Source organism: Actinomadura decatromicini (assembly GCF_008121305.1).
Lineage (GTDB): Bacteria > Actinomycetota > Actinomycetes > Streptosporangiales > Streptosporangiaceae > Spirillospora > Spirillospora syzygii.
On the sequence record NZ_VSRQ01000006.1, the window covers coordinates 667,773 to 684,054 of the forward strand.

Annotated in this window: 14 protein-coding genes; 9 read left to right on the forward strand and 5 right to left on the reverse strand. The window is 71.3% G+C overall.

The features are described 5' to 3' along the window. The first annotated feature begins 116 nt into the window (after positions 1–116). From FXF68_RS29320 to FXF68_RS29355, 7 genes are all read left to right on the forward strand, one after another. Complete coding sequence (locus FXF68_RS29320; RefSeq protein ID WP_148764739.1) at positions 117–1,655, forward strand: hypothetical protein; 1,539 nt, start codon at positions 117–119, stop codon at positions 1,653–1,655. Between the two features lie 101 nt (positions 1,656–1,756). After that, positions 1,757–3,343 carry an SseB family protein gene (locus FXF68_RS44150; protein WP_246178999.1) on the forward strand — a complete coding sequence of 529 codons (1,587 nt, stop codon included), beginning with the start codon at positions 1,757–1,759 and terminating at the stop codon, positions 3,341–3,343. A gap of 78 nt (positions 3,344–3,421) precedes the next feature. Then, on the forward strand, positions 3,422–5,155 hold the full coding sequence (locus FXF68_RS29335) for an SseB family protein (RefSeq protein WP_148764741.1): 1,734 nt from the start codon (positions 3,422–3,424) through the stop codon (positions 5,153–5,155). After that, the gene (locus FXF68_RS29340; RefSeq protein ID WP_148764743.1) at positions 5,152–5,520 is read left to right on the forward strand and encodes a hypothetical protein; all 369 of its coding nucleotides are present in this window, start codon (positions 5,152–5,154) and stop codon (positions 5,518–5,520) included. Before FXF68_RS29335 ends, FXF68_RS29340 begins: the two co-directional genes overlap by 4 nt. 29 nt (positions 5,521–5,549) lie before the next feature. Further along, positions 5,550–6,302 carry a LamB/YcsF family protein gene (locus tag FXF68_RS29345; RefSeq protein WP_148764745.1) on the forward strand — a complete coding sequence of 251 codons (753 nt, stop codon included), beginning with the start codon at positions 5,550–5,552 and terminating at the stop codon, positions 6,300–6,302. Next, on the forward strand, positions 6,299–6,913 hold the full coding sequence (gene pxpB / locus FXF68_RS29350; protein WP_148764747.1) for a 5-oxoprolinase subunit PxpB: 615 nt from the start codon (positions 6,299–6,301) through the stop codon (positions 6,911–6,913). Before FXF68_RS29345 ends, pxpB begins: the two co-directional genes overlap by 4 nt. Beyond that, positions 6,910–7,758: a 5-oxoprolinase subunit C family protein gene (locus tag FXF68_RS29355; RefSeq protein WP_148764750.1), complete on the forward strand. Its 849-nt coding sequence runs from the start codon at positions 6,910–6,912 to the stop codon at positions 7,756–7,758. The genes pxpB and FXF68_RS29355 overlap by 4 nt, the downstream gene beginning before the upstream one ends. Here FXF68_RS29355 and FXF68_RS29360 read toward each other — a convergent pair. From FXF68_RS29360 to FXF68_RS29370, 3 genes are read right to left on the reverse strand one after another with little or no spacing between them, the layout of a single operon-like run. Next, the gene (locus FXF68_RS29360; protein WP_148764752.1) at positions 7,755–8,459 is read right to left on the reverse strand and encodes a histidine phosphatase family protein; all 705 of its coding nucleotides are present in this window, start codon (positions 8,457–8,459) and stop codon (positions 7,755–7,757) included. The genes FXF68_RS29355 and FXF68_RS29360 overlap by 4 nt on opposite strands. Before the next feature lie 59 nt (positions 8,460–8,518). Further along, positions 8,519–9,604 (reverse strand): winged helix DNA-binding domain-containing protein, encoded by a 1,086-nt coding sequence (locus FXF68_RS29365; protein WP_148764754.1) that lies wholly within the window; start codon positions 9,602–9,604, stop codon positions 8,519–8,521. 43 nt (positions 9,605–9,647) lie between these two features. Further along, positions 9,648–12,227 carry an AAA family ATPase gene (locus FXF68_RS29370; RefSeq protein WP_148764756.1) on the reverse strand — a complete coding sequence of 860 codons (2,580 nt, stop codon included), beginning with the start codon at positions 12,225–12,227 and terminating at the stop codon, positions 9,648–9,650. Positions 12,228–12,608: 381 nt separating this feature from the next. Here FXF68_RS29370 and FXF68_RS29375 point away from each other — a divergent pair, with 381 nt between their 5' ends. Together FXF68_RS29375 and FXF68_RS29380 are read left to right on the forward strand one after the other, a co-directional pair. Further along, entirely contained in the window at positions 12,609–13,280 is a 672-nt protein-coding gene (locus FXF68_RS29375; protein WP_148764948.1) for a ribonuclease HII, read from the forward strand. A 73-nt stretch (positions 13,281–13,353) separates the two neighbouring features. Beyond that, a complete protein-coding gene (locus FXF68_RS29380) occupies positions 13,354–13,986 on the forward strand; it encodes an HhH-GDP family DNA glycosylase (RefSeq protein ID WP_148764758.1) in 633 nt (210 codons plus the stop codon). A gap of 16 nt (positions 13,987–14,002) precedes the next feature. On the opposite strand, the gene FXF68_RS29385 is transcribed toward FXF68_RS29380, so the two are convergent. Further along, positions 14,003–14,665: a nitroreductase family protein gene (locus tag FXF68_RS29385; RefSeq protein WP_148764760.1), complete on the reverse strand. Its 663-nt coding sequence runs from the start codon at positions 14,663–14,665 to the stop codon at positions 14,003–14,005. A gap of 92 nt (positions 14,666–14,757) precedes the next feature. Further along, positions 14,758–16,236: a TerD family protein gene (locus FXF68_RS29390; protein ID WP_148764762.1), complete on the reverse strand. Its 1,479-nt coding sequence runs from the start codon at positions 16,234–16,236 to the stop codon at positions 14,758–14,760. Between the last annotated feature and the right edge of the window lie 46 nt (positions 16,237–16,282).

Sequence of the window (16,282 nt, forward strand, 5' to 3'; positions counted from 1 at the left end):
CACGGCCGATCTGAGAGGCTAGAAGGGTGAGTCCCCGCCACCGCCACCGCCCCTCCGGGGAACCGGGCCGGGACCGTCCCCCACCCCCCGACGAGGTCTCGGCGATATTCGACGGAATGCTGCTGCATGCCCGCGAACTGCTCGCCCTGCGCAGCCCCTTGGACGCCGAGCTCGTCATCAGCGAGATCCTCGGTTCCTGGTGGGGGCGACGCGTACCGGACGGCGACGTCGAAGAGGTCATCGGCGAACCCCTGGTCGACTACGCACGGGCCGCGGGCACCCCCGCCGCGCTGGCGCTGCTCATAGGGATGGCCTACATGGGCACCCCGCGGCAGGCCGCGAAGGCGGAGGGCGCGGCACTCGAACTGATGGAGAACGGCGTCGCCAGGCCGGGATGGGCCGACCGCGTGGGAATGGTCGCCCCCGAAGAGTGCTACGTGTCCAGGGACGTCTACGGCGACCAGGACTCCGTCGTCTGCACCTACACCTACGGCGGCGCAGAACGGCACGCCCTGGTCATCCTCGTCGACCGCAACAAGGGCGGGGCCGTTCACAAGGCGGGCTATCCGTTCGCACCCGCCGCGCGTCCCGGACGGCCGCCGTCGGTCGGGATGGTCAGGGACGCATGGGTCTCGTCCAGGGTCGACACCCTTCTCGACCACTGCCGCCGTGAGGGACGCGAGAACCCGCTGATGCGGTTCGAGGAGTACGACCCGCGCGACGCCAAGGCGCTGTTGCAGAGCGCGCTGGACCTCACCGACGACACCGACGACCCGCCCGTGAACGAGAACTTCGGCTCGTATCACGCCTTCGTCCGCGCGCGCGTGGACATCCTGCCCCCGGGTGGACGCCTCCCCCAAGCGCCGGTGCACGGGCGTGACAGGCGGGCCACGATCGCGGCCCGGTTCCTTGCCTCGGACGAGGCGGACGGTCTCTCCGACCTCTCGGCGGCCAGCCGGTGCGTCGACCGCATCATCGACTACGGCTGCACGCACGATTTCGGTAGACCGCTTCGGGTCAGCCCCATCAAGTGCGAGATGTTCCTGCTCGACTGGCTGCCGCGGAAGGTTCTGCTGTCCCCGTCCGAACAGGAGGCCGTGCCCCACGTCCTCGCCGCCTGGGTGAGATGGGCGGGCAAGCGCACCGGGCTGCCCGAGGAGGGGATCAGGGCGACCTTGGACGCCCTGTGGGACGCCACCGCGAAGTTCGCCGAGGCTTACCGCGACCCGGCCGCTTTCGGTCTCGACCGTGAGCTGGTCGACCGGCTGCTCCCCGACGGGGATCTGGAGGCGCTTCCGCGCAGGGCGTTCGCGCTTCCCTTCCTGTCCGGCACCCATAGGCGGTCGGGACGGCACGGATTCATCAACCTGTCCACCCTGGACCCAGCCGACCCCGATGACCGGCGCACCATTCTGGAGTTCGAGCATCCCGGCGCGGACGAAGAGCACATCGTCGCGCACGAACGCCTCACCGAGCGGCTCTGGGACGGCGAGCCCCCGCAGCTATGGGAGACCGCCCGCTCACTCCTCGACGTCGGCTACGAACGACACGAGATCCTGCACAAACTCATCGACGTGCTGGACCGTAACGGGGACGAGCCGGAGGCCCTCAGAGCGGCGCTGCGTGTGCTTCGTCACGAACCCGCGCCGGAGTGAACTCCCGGTTTGCGCGTGGCGTCCCCGGCGGTAATCATCGGGTCTCGGGCATGGTCTCGCGGGGCCCGGGGGCCCGCCCCCGGCCGTAGGGAGTGATCTTGTTGGAGTGGTCCGAGTTCGCCTGGCGGCTGGGACGCGAGCTGGCGGGGCTCGAACGGGACACGATCCTCATCGTGCGGGAGCGCGACGAGAGCCGACACTACGTGCAGGCCATGCGGGAACCGGACCGGCTCTACGCCGAGGCCGTCAGCAACAACTTCCTCGAAGGCCCGCTCCTGCTCACCCTCGCCGACGAGGAGGTCATGAGCGAGGCGGGCTGGCGTCCGCCGTCCGACCCCACCCCGCGCAACTGGTGGACGGAGCTGCCCGAGTTCGGCACGCCCGGCGGGATGCGGTCCGTGACCGAGGCCGACTTCTCGCGGCTGGCCGACGTGATGGTCACCGCCCTGCGGGACGTCCAGGGCGTCCGGCGGCCGTCCGATCTGGTGTACGAGTCGTTCCACCGGCACGGCACGGGGCTCATCGAGCTGACCGACTTCGGCATCGACGTGGCCGACCCGTCGCGCGTGAACAAGCGCCGCGCGTCGTCGGCGGGCCCTCCGGCCGCGTCGCCGGGCGTCCCGCCCGCAGCCGACGCGCTGGCGGGGGCGACTCCCCCGCCCGTCGGCACGCCCCCTGCCGGGACGTCCATGCCGCTTGAGGGCACCTCCCGTGTGAACGCCGAATTGCTGGAGCCACGTCTGGCCGAGGCCAAGGCGAACGGTGACAACACCACGTACTTCAGGTTGCTGGCCAACGCCGATCTGGTCCTCCCCGCAAGCGCGAGCGCGGTGGAAGACCCCGACCGCGCCGAGTTCCCCACCATCAGCATCGGCAGCAGTACCTACGTCACGGTGTTCACCTCACCTGGCGCCTTGGCGCGCACGGGCGACCGGCGTCCCGGCCTGTACCGGCGGACGTCGTTCGCCCAACTCGCGTCCGGGTGGCCCGACCCCACCTGGCGGCTGGCCATCAACTGGGGCCTGCCCAGCGAGGTCCTTCTGGACTCGTCCGTCATCGACCGGTTGCACGGAGAACTGCACGGCGACTCGCGTCGGACGCCTCCGCCCGTGCAGGGCTCTGCGAATCCCTACGGGACGGTCGATCCGACCGCGCTCGCCGGGCCGAACCCCGTCGCCGGTGAGCCCAAGCGTCCCAGCAGTGCCCTGAACGGTTCCTCGGCGAGTCACGCCGGACACGGTCCTGAAGCGCACGACGATTCCCATACGGCGATCGATCCGTATTCGGCGGCCGACCTGCACGCCGCCCTCGAATCCGGGACGCCGGAACCGGAGGCGTCCGGGCCTGGCGCGTCGGGTGGGTCTGCGGCTGGGTCCGGCGCGTCCGTGCCCAACGTGCCGGCCATGCCTTCGATACCTGAGACCCCGCCCGTCGAGCGCGCGGCACCCGAGCCCCTACCCGTAGAGCCGCTGCCCGCCGAACCGGAGCCCGCTCCTCTGGGGGCGCCCACGAACAGGCCGAGCGCCGCCCGGGAACCGACCGGTGTTCCGCTACGGCCGCCGCACGGCACGCGCCTCTGGCACTCGGCCGGTGAGGGCGACGAGACCCCCCTGGCGGTGTACGACGCCATCGGCGGCGCGTGGACGCCGGTGAGGGCCGACGCGGTTCCCGCTCCGCGATCCGAGTGAGGCGCCGCTCGGCCGCCGCCGATTGGGCTACCGTCGAGTAAGGCATTCCCGCCCCCACATACGTGAGAGTGGATCCGAGTGGACTGGAACGACTTCGCCCAGCGGCTGACATTGGAGCTCTCACGCCTGCCGGTCACTTCGTTCGTCATCGTCCAAGGGCTGAGCGGGCTGCCGTACGTCCAGGCGATGCGGGCCGAGGGGTTGTTCGACGCGGAGGCCGTCAGCAGTGCCTTCCTGCCCAGGCCGCTCGCCCCGGGCCAGGAGCGGCGGCTCAGGGCGCTCGGCTGGGAACCACCGGACGACGAGGAGCGCAGGAACTGGTGGCGCCAGTTCCCCGTACGCGAGCGCGGCCGTACCGCGGCCGAGCATCTGGAGACGTGCGCCCTGCTCGCCGGGCAGATGGTGGGCGCGTTCCGCGACGCCTACGGGATCGAGTCGCCGCTCGGGCTCGTCTACCAGGCCAGCCGGTCGGGACCGGACGGCGGCCCGCTGTCGCTCCCCGGGCTGGGGATCCGGCCAGCCGTCCCGGAGGGGGGCGGACGTCCGGCCGCACGGCCCGCGCGTCCGTCCGGCTCGGCGTTGGAGAGCGCGCTCACCGAGGCCCGTGAGCGCGGTGACCAGAGCGGTTACCTCGAACTGCTGGCACGGGCCGTCCTGTACCTGCCCGCGCCCGGTGAACCAGGCGCGGGCGGGCACCAGTTCGCCACTGCTCAGTTCGGCGACGGGACGTTCGTGCTGGCGTTCACCTCGCCCGAGGCGATGGACCGCTCCTTGCAGGGTCAGGCGGTGCACCACCGGGAGGCGTCGCTGTCGGAGCTGGCCCGGCGGTGGCCCCACCCGGAGTGGCAGCTCGCGATCAATCCGGGCCTGCCCAGCGCGTCCTTCCTGGACGCCAAGGCGCTCTTCGAGCCCGAGGAGCCGCGCCCGGCGGCCGCGCCGACGCCGCCCGCCCCGACGGACGTCCATGTCGCGGGCGCGTCGGTCCGGTCACCGTCCCGCGGCCGGACCGGCGGCGCCGCCGGCGAGCGACGCGCCGCCGCGCCGAAGGCTCCCAGCCCGCCGGAGAGCCCCGCTCCCCAGCGGGCCGAACCTCGCCCACCCTCCGCCGTCCGCGCCGCCTCACAGCCGCCCACACGTCCGCCCGCCCCGCCCGCCCCGCCGCCCTCGCCGCGCGAGACGCCGAGCGATCCGCAGGGGCTGCCGGTGACGCCGACGCTTGAGCACGGGCCGAGTGTCACCGCTCGCGACGTCGTCGCGGACAGGCCGGCCAGTCCGCAGCGGACACCGGACGCACCCTCGCCCGGAGGGGGCCAGGAGAAAACCTCTCTTACGAGGCAGCAGACAGTCCCGTTCCCTAGAGAGCACTTGTTCGTGGAGGGCACGGCTCAGGTCGTGGTCATGCAGAAGGTGGTGCGGCCGGAGCATGTGCAGCACTACCTGGAAGGCGGCTACGACCTCGTCGCCGGGTACGTGCACCGGCTCCAGGACGTCGCTGAGATGAAGACCCCGGCGGCGATGATCCACGGCCTCGGACTGCTGTACGAGGGATCGCCGTTCGCGCCCACGGACGAGGAGGTCTTCGCGATCCGCTGGCCCGCGGTGAAGCCGCCGTTGTTCCGACGTCCGTTGGGTGGGTCGGAGCGCACGTCCGCGGATGGCCCGGCCATTCCCGAGTTCAAGATCGAGAGTCAGCGCCTGCCGCATGGGGCCGAGCTGTACCGGATCGTCGCGAACGGTCCCGAGACCCTGGTGGCGTCCTACGACGCCGACTACCGCCGGTGGCTCGTGCGGCTTCCCGGGGGACGGGAATGAGCGTCCGGCACGGTTTCTACGCGGTCTGGCACGGTGCCGAGTACGAGGCCAGCCCGGACGGCGACTGCGTGCGGCTCTATACGTCCCAGCCGGTCGACGGCTTCCGCCAGACGGCGCCGGACAGGTGGGTCCAGGTGGTGCCGCGGTCGGAGGTGGAGCAGTTCCGGTACGTCCTGACGCGCTGCACCTGGCGGGGCGAGCCGTTCGTGGTGCTCGGCGAGCACGAGGGCTGGCTGCGCGTGGAGTACGGCGGCGGCGAGGCGCCGGTGGCCGAGGGCCTCGGCCTGGAACTGTTCGACCGGGGCGTGTACCAGGCGTGGGCGTCCAGGCACGAGGTCGAGGACGTGCGCGAAGAGTCCGTCTGAGTCCCGGGATTCGGTGGTAGGTCTTGGGCATGGCGATCATGGACATCAACGCCGACCTCGGTGAGGGGTTCGGCGTCTGGGAACTGGGCGACGACCTCGCGCTGCTGGACGTCGTCACGAGCGCGAACGTGGCGTGCGGGTTCCACGCGGGCGATCCCCTCATCATGCGGAGGGTGTGCGCGGCGTCCGTGGAACGCGGCGTGACGATCGGCGCCCAGGTGTCGTACCGGGATCTGGCGGGCTTCGGACGGCGGGAAATGGACGTCGCCCCAGCCGAGCTGACCGCCGAGATCCTGTACCAGATCGCCGCCCTGGACGGCATCGCCCGAACAGAAGGCGGACGTGTCGCCTACGTCAAGCCGCATGGGGCGCTCTACAACCGGGTGGTCCGGGACGCAGTGCAGGCCAGGGCGGTGGCAGACGCCGTGCGTGCGTACGACCCCTCGCTGCCTCTGCTGACCCTTCCCGGCTCGGCGGTGCATGACGTGGCCGACGGGCTCACCGTGGTCGCCGAGTGCTTCGCCGACCGGGCTTACACTCCGTCCGGTGCGCTGGTGTCCCGCCGGGAACCGGGAGCGGTCATCCACGACCCGGACGCCGTCGTCCAGCGTGCGGTCAGGATGGCCCTGGACGGAACGGTCGTCGCGGTAGACGGCGGTGAGGTCGCGCTGAAGGCGCGCTCCATGTGCGTGCACGGCGACACTCCCGGCGCGGTGGAATTGGCGCGGTCGGTGCGGTCGGCCCTGTCCGGGGCGGGCGTCGTGCTGGAGTCGTTCGCGTGAGAGTGCTCCGTGCCGGTGATGCGGCCCTGCTCGTGGAGACCGAGGACCTCGCTACCGCGCTGCGCCTCAACGCGGCCCTGCGCGACGAGGGTCTCCCTGGTGTGGTGGACGTCGTCCCCGGGGAGCGGACGGTCCTGGTCGTGGCGGACCAGTCCGCCGATCTGGACCGGCTCGCCGCGCGGCTCCCGCAACTGCGGTTGCCCGCGGACGCGGCGGACGACGCTGACCCGGTGGAAGTGCCGGTCGTCTACGACGGGGAGGACCTGGACGAGGTCGCCCGGCTGACCGGGTTGTCCAGCGGCGAGGTCGTCCGGCGCCACTCCGCCGCCTCCTACACGGTCGCCTACCTGGGTTTCTCCCCCGGTTTCGCCTACCTGACCGGCCTCGACCCCGTGTTGCATGTGGCGCGGCGGTCGTCGCCGCGGACGTCGGTCCCGGTCGGCTCGGTGGCGATCGCCGGTCCGTACGCCGCCGTCTACCCGTCCCGGTCGCCGGGCGGCTGGAGGCTGCTCGGCCGGACGGACCTGCGGCTGTGGGACGAGACGCGCGACCCGCCCTCGTTGCTGCGTCCGGGGACGCGCGTGCGGTTCGTTCCCGGGGAGCGCCCGTGATCGAGGTCGTACGGCCCGGGCCGCTGGCGACCGTCCAGGACCTGGGCAGGCCGGGGCACGCTCACCTCGGCGTCCCGCGCTCGGGGGCCGCGGACCAGCGGGCGCTCCGCCTGGCCAACAGGCTGGTCGGCAATCCCGAGGGCGCGGCAGGCGTTGAGCTCACTTTCGGTGGGGCGTCGCTGCGTTTCCACAAGCACGCCTGGATCGCGGTCACGGGCGCTCCTGTGCCGCTGTCCGTCAACGGACGAGGATGCGGGACGAACGCGCCCTGCCATGTTCCGGACGGTGCGCTGGTCGAGTTCGGTACGCCTTCGTCCGGGCTGCGCAGTTATCTCGCTGTGCGCGGTGGGGTCGAGACAGAGCAGGTACTTGGGAGTCGTTCGACCGACCTGCTGTCCGGCCTTGGTCCCGCACCACTCTCCCCAGGCGACCGTCTAGCGCTGGGTTCTTCTGCTGGGCTCGCGGACATCGCCGTGGACATCGCCCCCACACCGCCTCTGGCCGAGACACCGGTATTGCGCATCCTTCCCGGCCCGCGTGACGACTGGTTCACCGAGGACGCGATGGTCACGCTCACGTCCACGTCGTACGAGGTGTCGCCGGACAGCAACCGCGTGGGCGTCCGCTTGAACGGTCCAGCGCTCACCCGTGCTCGTGAGGGGGAACTCGGCAGCGAGGGCATGGTCACCGGGGCGCTCCAGGTGCCGCCCAACGGGCTGCCCATCATCTTCTTGGCCGACCATCCGACGACCGGTGGCTACCCCGTGGTGGCCGTACTGGAGTCGCCAGCCGTCAACGACGCCGCGCAGTTGCGTCCCGGCCAGCACCTCCGTTTCCGTACTTAGGTCAAGGGCGCGGGCGCGGACCTCTCCAAATGCGCCACGTCGTTGAAGCCCCGAATCGAGGACAGGGCACCGAGCCTCACCAGCCGCGAGATGGAGCCGTTGTCGGGCGTCATGAAGGCGAACGGCCTCGCCCCGGTCACGGACGCGAGCGCCTGCGCGATCACCCCACCATGGGTGAACACGGCTATGCGTCCGCCCGCATGGGTCTCGGCCAAGCGGGTGAGGGCCTCGTCGATCCGCGCGACGAACGCCTCGTTGGATTCGGCGCCGGGAATGACGTCCCAGCGCTCCTCGGCGAACATCCGCTGTGCCACCGGATCGTTCTCGGCGACCTTCTTCCGGAACAGGCCGCCCTCCCATTCGCCGAGATACACCTCGCGCAGCCCGCGCTCGACGCGCGGCTCCAACCCGAGTCTGCGTGCCAGGGGTGCGGCGGTCTGCGCGGTGCGGCGCAGAGGCGTCACGTAGATGGCGTCGAGGCGCTCCTCCGCGAGCCGGTCACCGACACGTTCGGCCTGGTGGCGTCCCTCCGGCGCGAGCGCGGGATCGCCCTGGCCGTCCACGAGCGGGAACGGGCGGTCCGGTCGGGCGGGCTCGGACGCGCCATGCCGGATCAGCAGGATCTCGGCCGCGCCGTCCGGCGGCTTGTAGCGCTCCTGCCGGTACTCGACCGGATCGTCCCGCGCTTCCCGCTCGTCCATGGTCGGTCACGCTAGACGAGGGTTTCCGGTTCGCTTCGCGCGGCCTGGCGCGAACCCGGTCAGGCCAGCAAAGCGCTCATTCGGGCGACCTCCTCTTTGAGCGGCGCGGCGGGGACGTCCTCGAACGTGGTGACGGCGATGTCACCGTCCTTGGCGTCCCAGACGCCCGCCACTCGCCCCTCGTACAGGACGACGGGTGAGATCCACCCCGCGGCCCGGCTGACCTCCTTGCGACGTTCGGCGGGCACCAGATAGGCCGCCCCTGTCCCGGCTCCGAGGACGTACTGGTCGAACGCGCCGAGCAGCCGCACAGACGTGCTCGGCGCGGTCGCCAAGAGTTCGTCGCGGTGTTCTTCCAGTACGTACATCTGCACGCCGTCCACGTCGACGGTGGACATGCCGTCCTGCGCTGCGGCGAACCATTCCCTGACGTCCTTCTTGCGGCTCGTCTTGCGCATTAGCCAGTTGTCGAACATGTCAGGGGTGGCGGGCCCATGCGCCCCGACGAACGCATGGACGACCGTGCGGGCGGCGTCCTCCACCGAGGGGAGGTCCGACCAGCCGGGCAGAAAATGTCGCGGCGAGGCGAACGTCACCCGTGTGCCCTGCGGAGGCCCGTAACAGAGCACACCCCACCAGGCGAGCGGCTTGAGCAGCGTCCCCCAGCCCGACCCGAGTACCTCGGCGAGATGCTGCGACCCGGTCTCGCCGACCACTGCCTTGGTGAGTTCCTCGCGGGTGAGCGCCGCTCCGCCCGACAGCGCGTCGGTGGCGGCCGCCGCGATCGCCTCCAGGTCGGCTGGGGTCGCTCCGAAGGTCTTCTGCCAACTCGCCTTCTCCCAGGGGCGGGCCGTGGCGCACAGGGCGAGATAGGCGGCGGCCTCTTCGACGGGGAGCACGTGCAGGGTTCCGCGCATGGCCCACGTCTTGACGAGGGTGCGTTCGTCGGTCAGCGCCCGTGCCACGGCCCCCGGCTCGGGGGTCGTGCGCCGTACCGCCACGGCGAGTTCCGCGGCGGACGCGACCTGCGCCTGGACTCCGGCCAAGCGCCGCGCTATCCGCACCGCCGTCGCGTCCTCGGGGCGTTCGATGAACTGCCGCCGCATCCGCCAGGCCAGCACCTGCGCCCATGTCACCGAGGTCATGCCCTCGATTACAGCGCACGCCCCGGACAGAACGCGCCGCGGGTCACGCCAGGCGATGGGCGAGGTCGGCGAAGGCGTCACGGACGTCCTCGGCGGTGAGGACGGTCAGGTCATCGGCCGTGGCGGCGTCGCCCAGACCGGCAGCACGCAGCGCCCTGCACGCACACGCCTTCTCGTACAGGGAGCGGGCGAAGCGTCCATTGCCCAACTCGTCGATACGTCCGGCACCGCAGACGCGCTGGAACACCAGGGCGAGGTCGTCCAAGGCACGCTCTTCCCAGTGGTCGCCGCCCTCTTCGGCGATGAGCTGGGCGATACGGAGCAGTTCGTCAGGCCCGTAGGAAGGGAAGTCGACGCGGACGTCGAACCGTGACGCGAGCCCAGGGTTGGACGACAGGAACCGGTTCATGTCGTCCTCGTAACCGGCGAGGACGACGACGAGCCGGTCGCGGTCGTCCTCGGCGCGCTTGAGGAGGGTCTGCACCGCTTCGGCGCCGAAAGCGTCCCCACCGGAGTAGCCCGGATTGCTCAGCGAATACGCCTCGTCCACGAAAAGGACACCGCCGAGGGCGGAGTCGATGATTTTGTTCGTCTTGAGAGCCGTCGCACCTAGATGCTCGCCGACGAGGTCGGCGCGCTGTGCCTCGACCACCTCCGGGCGGGCGAGCAGCCCCGACGCGGCGAAGATGCGTCCGAGCACACGAGCGACGGTCGTCTTCCCGGTGCCGGGCGGTCCGGTGAACACGAAGTGCCGGGTCGGCGGGCGGGTCACAAGGCCCTGCTCCTGCCGCATCCGGGCCACCTGGAGCTGCGCGGCGATCTCCCTGACCTGCCGTTTCACCGGTTCGAGCCCGATCATCGCGGCGAGCGAGCCGAGCGCCTCGTCCAGCGTCGGCGTCTCGGCGTAGCCCCGGTACCGCTCGGTGACCTCGGCGAACGCGGCCTCGACGTCCGCGGCGCGCAGGGTGACCAGGTCGTCGGCGCTGGGCCGCGCGGGCCCGCCGGACACGGCGTCGACCACCCGCACGTCCCGCGCGCGCGCCGCCGCCTCCGTCAGCGACCGGACGAACCGTCCGTTGCCCAACTCGTCGACGATGCCGCGCCGTTCGACCTCCTCGAAGCGCTCGGCGAGCCTCTGCCGGGCCTCCGCGTCGAGCCGGTCCTCCCGGAGGCCGGTGTGGTAGTCGGCGATCTGCAGCAGTTCGGACGGACGGTACGACGGGAAATGCACGCGCGTCCCGAACCGCGACGCCAGGCCGGGGTTGGAGTCGAGGAACTCGGCCATCTGCGCGTCGTATCCCGCCAGGATGATGACGAGGTTGTCGCGGTCGTCCTCGGCACGCTTGAGCAAGGTCTGCACGGCCTCGTCACCGAACCGGTCGGGCTGCCCTTCGGCGGAGTTGGCGAGGCTGTACGCCTCGTCGATGAACAGCACCCCGCCCAGAGCGGAGTCGACGAGCCGGTTGGTCTTCAGGGCCGTGGCCCCAAGGAACTCACCGACGAGATCCGCGCGGTGGGCCTCGACCAACGTCGGTTCAGGCAGCAGCCCGAAGGCGTAGAAGATTTTGGCGAGAACACGTGCCACGGTGGTCTTGCCCGTGCCGGACGGCCCCACGAACACGAAGTGCCGCATCGGCTTCTCCGTGGGCACCCCGGCGGCGGCTCGCATATGGGCCGCCTCGATGGACGCGGCGATCGAGCGGACTTGGCGCTTGACCGGTTCGAGCCCGATCATCGCCTCCAGTTCGGCGAGCGCCTCCGCCACGGAGATCTCCGGAGTGTTCTCTTTGCGGGTCTCCCCGGGCGCGGTGCGCTCCGGAGCGGCGGCGGCCTCGGCCGCCTGCGCGGCGGCGCGCTGCCCATGGCCGGCGGGCACGGCCGCGGCGACGCCTGCGTCGTCCTCGTCGGAGTTCCGCCGGTCGGGCCTGCCGGAGCGCGCTGGCCGGTCGGTCTTCTCAGGCCGATCCCGTTTGTCGTTGCCTGACGAGTGCTTACGCGGCCCCACGCTCGTGTCTCCCTTGGGTCCGGCCTGTTCCTGCACCCAGCCGGTCTCGTACGCCTCCGCGGGCACCGTGCGGCGCGCCCGGTCCCATCGGTAGACGAGGACGGCGAGGGCCGCCGCCCAGGCCGGTGCCGCGCTCGTCTGCGGCAGCGGATGCGCCAGTGCGGCCGTGGCCGCCCCTGCCGCGCCCAGCGCGACGAGTGCGGTGCGCCATGGCGTGTACCCCCGCAACCGGAACGCGATGAACGCCACCGGTAGGGCGAGCAAGGCAAGGAGCAGATCGGCGCGCAGATACGGCGGGTGGTCCTCGCCCGAGTAGAGCCCGCCCAGCGGGATCGACAACGCGAGCCAGGCGACGACCACGGTGATGAGTGCCATTCCCGTGGGCGAGCGCAGCGTCAGGTGGACGACGACGAGCAGGACCACCGCGAACGCCGCCGTAGCGAGGATCGGGCCGTCGAGCAGGATCGCGCCCGTCAGCGCGAGCGCGACGAGCAGCACCCCGGCCAGGAAACGGACGCCCGGGGTGATCTGGAAATAGCGCCAACGAAGGCGCTCGAAAAGATCCCGTGCCGCGGCGTCCTTCGCCGGGCGGGAGCGGGACCTGCCGAACAAAGCCATCAGAAGCGAGTAAAGCGCAGGACCGCCCGGAACGGGACTCCCCGCGCCCGGTTCGTTGGTGTCACGCCCGCCGAACTGCTGCGGTACGGGGAAACGCCGGTTCCGAGACCAGGACATTTGGACTGTCCAGAAGTGCCCGTTCAGGACTCGCAGCCGACTCCGGCCGAATTCGTCACGTCCCCGCCCCGCCTTCGGCGCGCACGGCCCCGGGGACCTTACGATTTGGGGCGCGTCCCCGAGGCGCGTCCCCTGAACGGTTCCCGAGGAGATCCCTTGACCGACCCCACCCGTGCCCTGCCCGGACTAGCTCCCGGCCCCGCCGATACGGCCAACACGGTGTCGCGCGTAGCGGGCTATGAGATCGAGGACGAACTCCGGGCCATGTCACCAGCGGGCCGTGAGGTCCGCATCGCCGGGGTGGACGAAGTCGGACGCGGCGCCTGGGCAGGCCCCGTCGTGGCGTGCGCGGCGGTCACCGACCTGACGCCGCCACCGGTCCTCCAGGGACGTGGGAAGAAGACCATCGGCTTGACCGACTCGAAACTGCTCACCGAAACCCATCGTGAGTCGTTCGCCGAAGTCCTGTCCGGATGGCTTTCCGGTTACGCCATCGGCGCGTCCAGTCCCGAGGAGATCGACGCGATGGGAATGACGGAGGCGCTGCGCCGCGCGGCCGTTCGCGCGTTGGAGGCGCTGCCCGTCACTCCGGACATCGTCATCCTGGACGGAAAGCACGATTTCCTGAGCCGCCCCTGGCGGGTGCGCTGCGAGGTCAAGGCCGACCAGCGTTCGGTCAGCGTCGCCGCCGCCTCCGTCTTGGCGAAGGTTCACCGCGACGGGCTCATGGCAGCGCTCGACGGCGAATTCCCCGGATACGGGTTCGCGGACAGCGCGGGATATCCGTCGCCCGTCCATCAGAAGGCGCTTGAGGAGTTCGGGCCAACGCCGCATCACCGGATGTCGTGGTCCTACCTGGACGACCTTCCGCGCTGGAAGCACCTGAAGAAGCACCGCGACCCGCTCGCAGGCGAAGGGCAGCTCAGCCTCCTGTGACCGGGCCCGGCGTCGGCGCATGAGTCATCTCCGCCGCCTCGGGTAAGTGCGGCCTCAACGGGAGGTGGACGCCATGGACGCCGTTGTGAAGAAGCTGCTGAACGAGTCAGGCCAGACGTTCGCCGCAGAGGCGGGCATCACGCTGAAGGACCAGCCGGCCGCGTTGTTCAAACTGCTCGTCCTGGCCAACCTGCTCAGTGCCCGCATCTCGTCGGACATCGCCATGGCGGCGGCACGCGAACTGTTCGACGCCGGGGGCGGCACGCCACGCGGCATGGAAAAGCTGACCTGGCAGGAGCGGGTCGACGCCCTGGGACGCGGCCACTACGTCCGATACGACGAGAGCACCGCGTCCCGGCTGGGCGACGTCGCCGACCTCGTCCAGGACAAGTACAAGGGCGACCTCAGACGGCTCGCCGCCAAGGCTGGGCGCGATCCCGAGAAGGCGGCCGAACTGCTCCAGGAGTTCCCCGGCATCGGGCCCACCGGAGTGGACATCTTCTGCCGCGAGGCCCAGGCCATCTGGCCCTGGCTGCGCCCTTACGTGGACGGCCAGGTGAAGAAGGGCGCGGAGCGGATCGGCCTCCCGTCCGACGCCGACCGGCTCGCGTCCCAGGTGCCCGACAAGGACCTCGCGCGGCTGAGCGCCGCCCTGGTGCGGGTGGCGCGCGACAAGAAGCTGGCCGACGCCGTGAAGGCCGCCTGAGGCGTCCCCGCCACGGTCAGAGGCGGACGATGACCTCGTCCACCGGCTTGCGGGTGATGTCGGGGACCATCGCGTCGTCGGCCGGGTAGCCGACCGGGATCACGACGTAGGCGCGTTCCTCCTGCGGACGCTCGCACACCTCGTTCAGGAACTTCATGGGGCTCGGGGTGTGCGTGAGGGTCGCCAGACCGGCCTGGTGGAGCCCGGCCAACAGGAAACCGACCGCGATGCCCACCGACTCCTTCACGTAGTAGGGGCGCGGTGTCTCCGGCCCCTTGTGCACCTCGAAAACGATGATGACCGCGGGGGCGTCCTCCAGGAACGGCTTGCGCCAGTCGGTGCCCAGAGGGGCCAACGCCTCAAGCCACTCCTCCGAGGCGCGCCGCTCATAGAACTCGCGCTCCTCCCGCTCCGCGGCCTCCCTGAGCAACCGCTTGCGCTCGGGGTCGGTGACGACCACGAAACGCCATGGCTGGAGGTTGGCCCCACTCGGAGCGGTCGCGGCGGCACGGATCGCATGGTCGATGACGTCCTGCGGCACCGGGTGCGGCGAGAAGTCTCGCACGGTGCGGCGCAGCGTCATCGTGTCGGCGAACGCCCGCGCGCGCTCCGCGGCCTCCGTGGCCGGAACGTCGAAACGGGGTGCGGGGACGACGGGATACTGCCGCTGAGTAGTCATGCGACGTTCCTACCGTCGGCGCCGGGCCCGGGACAATCGGCAGGAACAGCCAATGTTCCGGGCCCTGCCTAGCACATGCGCGAACCCGAGGGTCAGTCCTTACCGCGGGACGCGACCCACTCCAGATTCCAGTTGTACGCCTGGTCGACCGTCATCTTCCCCCAGCGCGGGCGTCCGGGCGGCGGGAGGACGAACCGGCCCTCCCGGCGGACGACCAGTTCGCCGTTGACGTTCTCGATGAGCGCGAGGACGGCGTCGCGGGACGCGTCGACGCAGTCGTCCATGCGCATGTCGATGGGCGGTGCGCCCACCGGGAACAGCGTGGCGACCGCGCCCAGGCCGCGGAAGTCGTCGGCGCCCTCGTAGATCTCGGCGAACACCAGGATCCGCTTGAAGTCGCGGGTGTGGTCGAGGTTGATGTGGAGGTTCTCCCCTGCCTCGATCGCTCCGGTGCGGTCGTCCTTGTCGAGCTTGATGTAAGGCGGACGGTCGAGCGCGCCCATGTCACCGAGCGCGTGGATGATGCCCTTGCGTCCGTCCTGCAGTTCCCAGAGGCAGCAGAGGTCGAGGTCGAGGTCCACTCCGCGGCGGCGCTTGCCGAGGAGTCCCTTGGCGGCGCCCTCACGCGCGGTCCAGTTCAGGTTGACGCGCATGTGGCCGGACGTCGCGCCGTGCTTGGTGAGCGACACCGACGGGGCGTTCTTCGTCAGCGACACGGCCCCGCCCTGCTGCTGCGGCTGCTGCTGTTGCGGAGGAGGCGGAGGCGCGTACTGCCCTGGCGGAGGCGGTGCGTACTGGCCGGGCGGCGGAGGCGGCGTGTACTGCCCGCCGGAGGGCGGCGGGGCGTACTGGCCCGGCGGCGGAGGCGGCGGGGCGTACTGCCCGGGCAGGGGCGGCGGCGCGTACCCGCCGCCCGGCGGGGGCGGCGGAGGCGCGTACTGGCCGCCGGGCGGAGGCGGGGGCGGGGCGTACTGCCCGCCGGGCGGCGGGGGCGGCGTCTGGGGCTGCTGAGGGGCGGGCGGGGGCGGCGGAGGGGCCGCCCGGCCCGGGTCGTCGACCGAGATCCCGAAGTCGGTGGCCAGGCCGCCGAGGCCCGAGTCGTAGCCCTGGCCGACGGCGCGGAACTTCCAGCCGCCCTGCCGCCGGTACAGCTCGCCCAGCACGAACGCGGTCTCGGTGGTGGCGCCCTGGCTGTCGAACCGGGCGACCTCCGTTCCGGCGGCCGCGTCGACGACCCGCACGTACAGCCCCTGGAACCGGCCGAACGTCCCGCCGTCCGAGGACGCCGCGATGACGATCTTGTCGATGCCGGGCTCGACGCGGTCCAGGTCGACGGCGAGGACGTCCAGGACGGTCGGTCCCTGCTGCTTGCCCTCATGCCGGACGGCACCCGACTTGTGGGCGGGCTGGTTGTAGAAGACGAAGTCGTCGTCCGAACGCACCCGTCCCGTGTCCGCCAGCAGGAGAGCCGACGCGTCCGCGTCGGGCACGCCCGGCCCGCTCTGCCAGCCGAGTTCGACCCGGACGGAGGGAACCGGCACCGCGGTGTTGGCGCCCTTCTGCATCGACATGAACGCTCCTCATCATCGGCCGATCTGCCCAACCTACGGGGTGGCC

Bases quoted from the DNA above. Each gene is read 5' to 3' on its own strand.
- FXF68_RS29320 (WP_148764739.1), top strand. From the start codon at position 117: ATGCTGCTGCATGCCCGCGAACTGCTCGCCCTGCGCAGCCCCTTGGAC.
- FXF68_RS29340 (WP_148764743.1), top strand. From the start codon at position 5,152: ATGAGCGTCCGGCACGGTTTCTACGCGGTCTGGCACGGTGCCGAGTAC.
- FXF68_RS29345 (WP_148764745.1), top strand. From the start codon at position 5,550: ATGGCGATCATGGACATCAACGCCGACCTCGGTGAGGGGTTCGGCGTC.
- FXF68_RS29360 (WP_148764752.1), bottom strand. From the start codon at position 8,459: ATGGACGAGCGGGAAGCGCGGGACGATCCGGTCGAGTACCGGCAGGAG.
- FXF68_RS29365 (WP_148764754.1), bottom strand. From the start codon at position 9,604: ATGACCTCGGTGACATGGGCGCAGGTGCTGGCCTGGCGGATGCGGCGG.
- FXF68_RS29370 (WP_148764756.1), bottom strand. From the start codon at position 12,227: ATGGCTTTGTTCGGCAGGTCCCGCTCCCGCCCGGCGAAGGACGCCGCG.
- FXF68_RS29375 (WP_148764948.1), top strand. From the start codon at position 12,609: ATGTCACCAGCGGGCCGTGAGGTCCGCATCGCCGGGGTGGACGAAGTC.
- FXF68_RS29380 (WP_148764758.1), top strand. From the start codon at position 13,354: ATGGACGCCGTTGTGAAGAAGCTGCTGAACGAGTCAGGCCAGACGTTC.
- FXF68_RS29385 (WP_148764760.1), bottom strand. From the start codon at position 14,665: ATGACTACTCAGCGGCAGTATCCCGTCGTCCCCGCACCCCGTTTCGAC.
- FXF68_RS29390 (WP_148764762.1), bottom strand. From the start codon at position 16,236: ATGTCGATGCAGAAGGGCGCCAACACCGCGGTGCCGGTTCCCTCCGTC.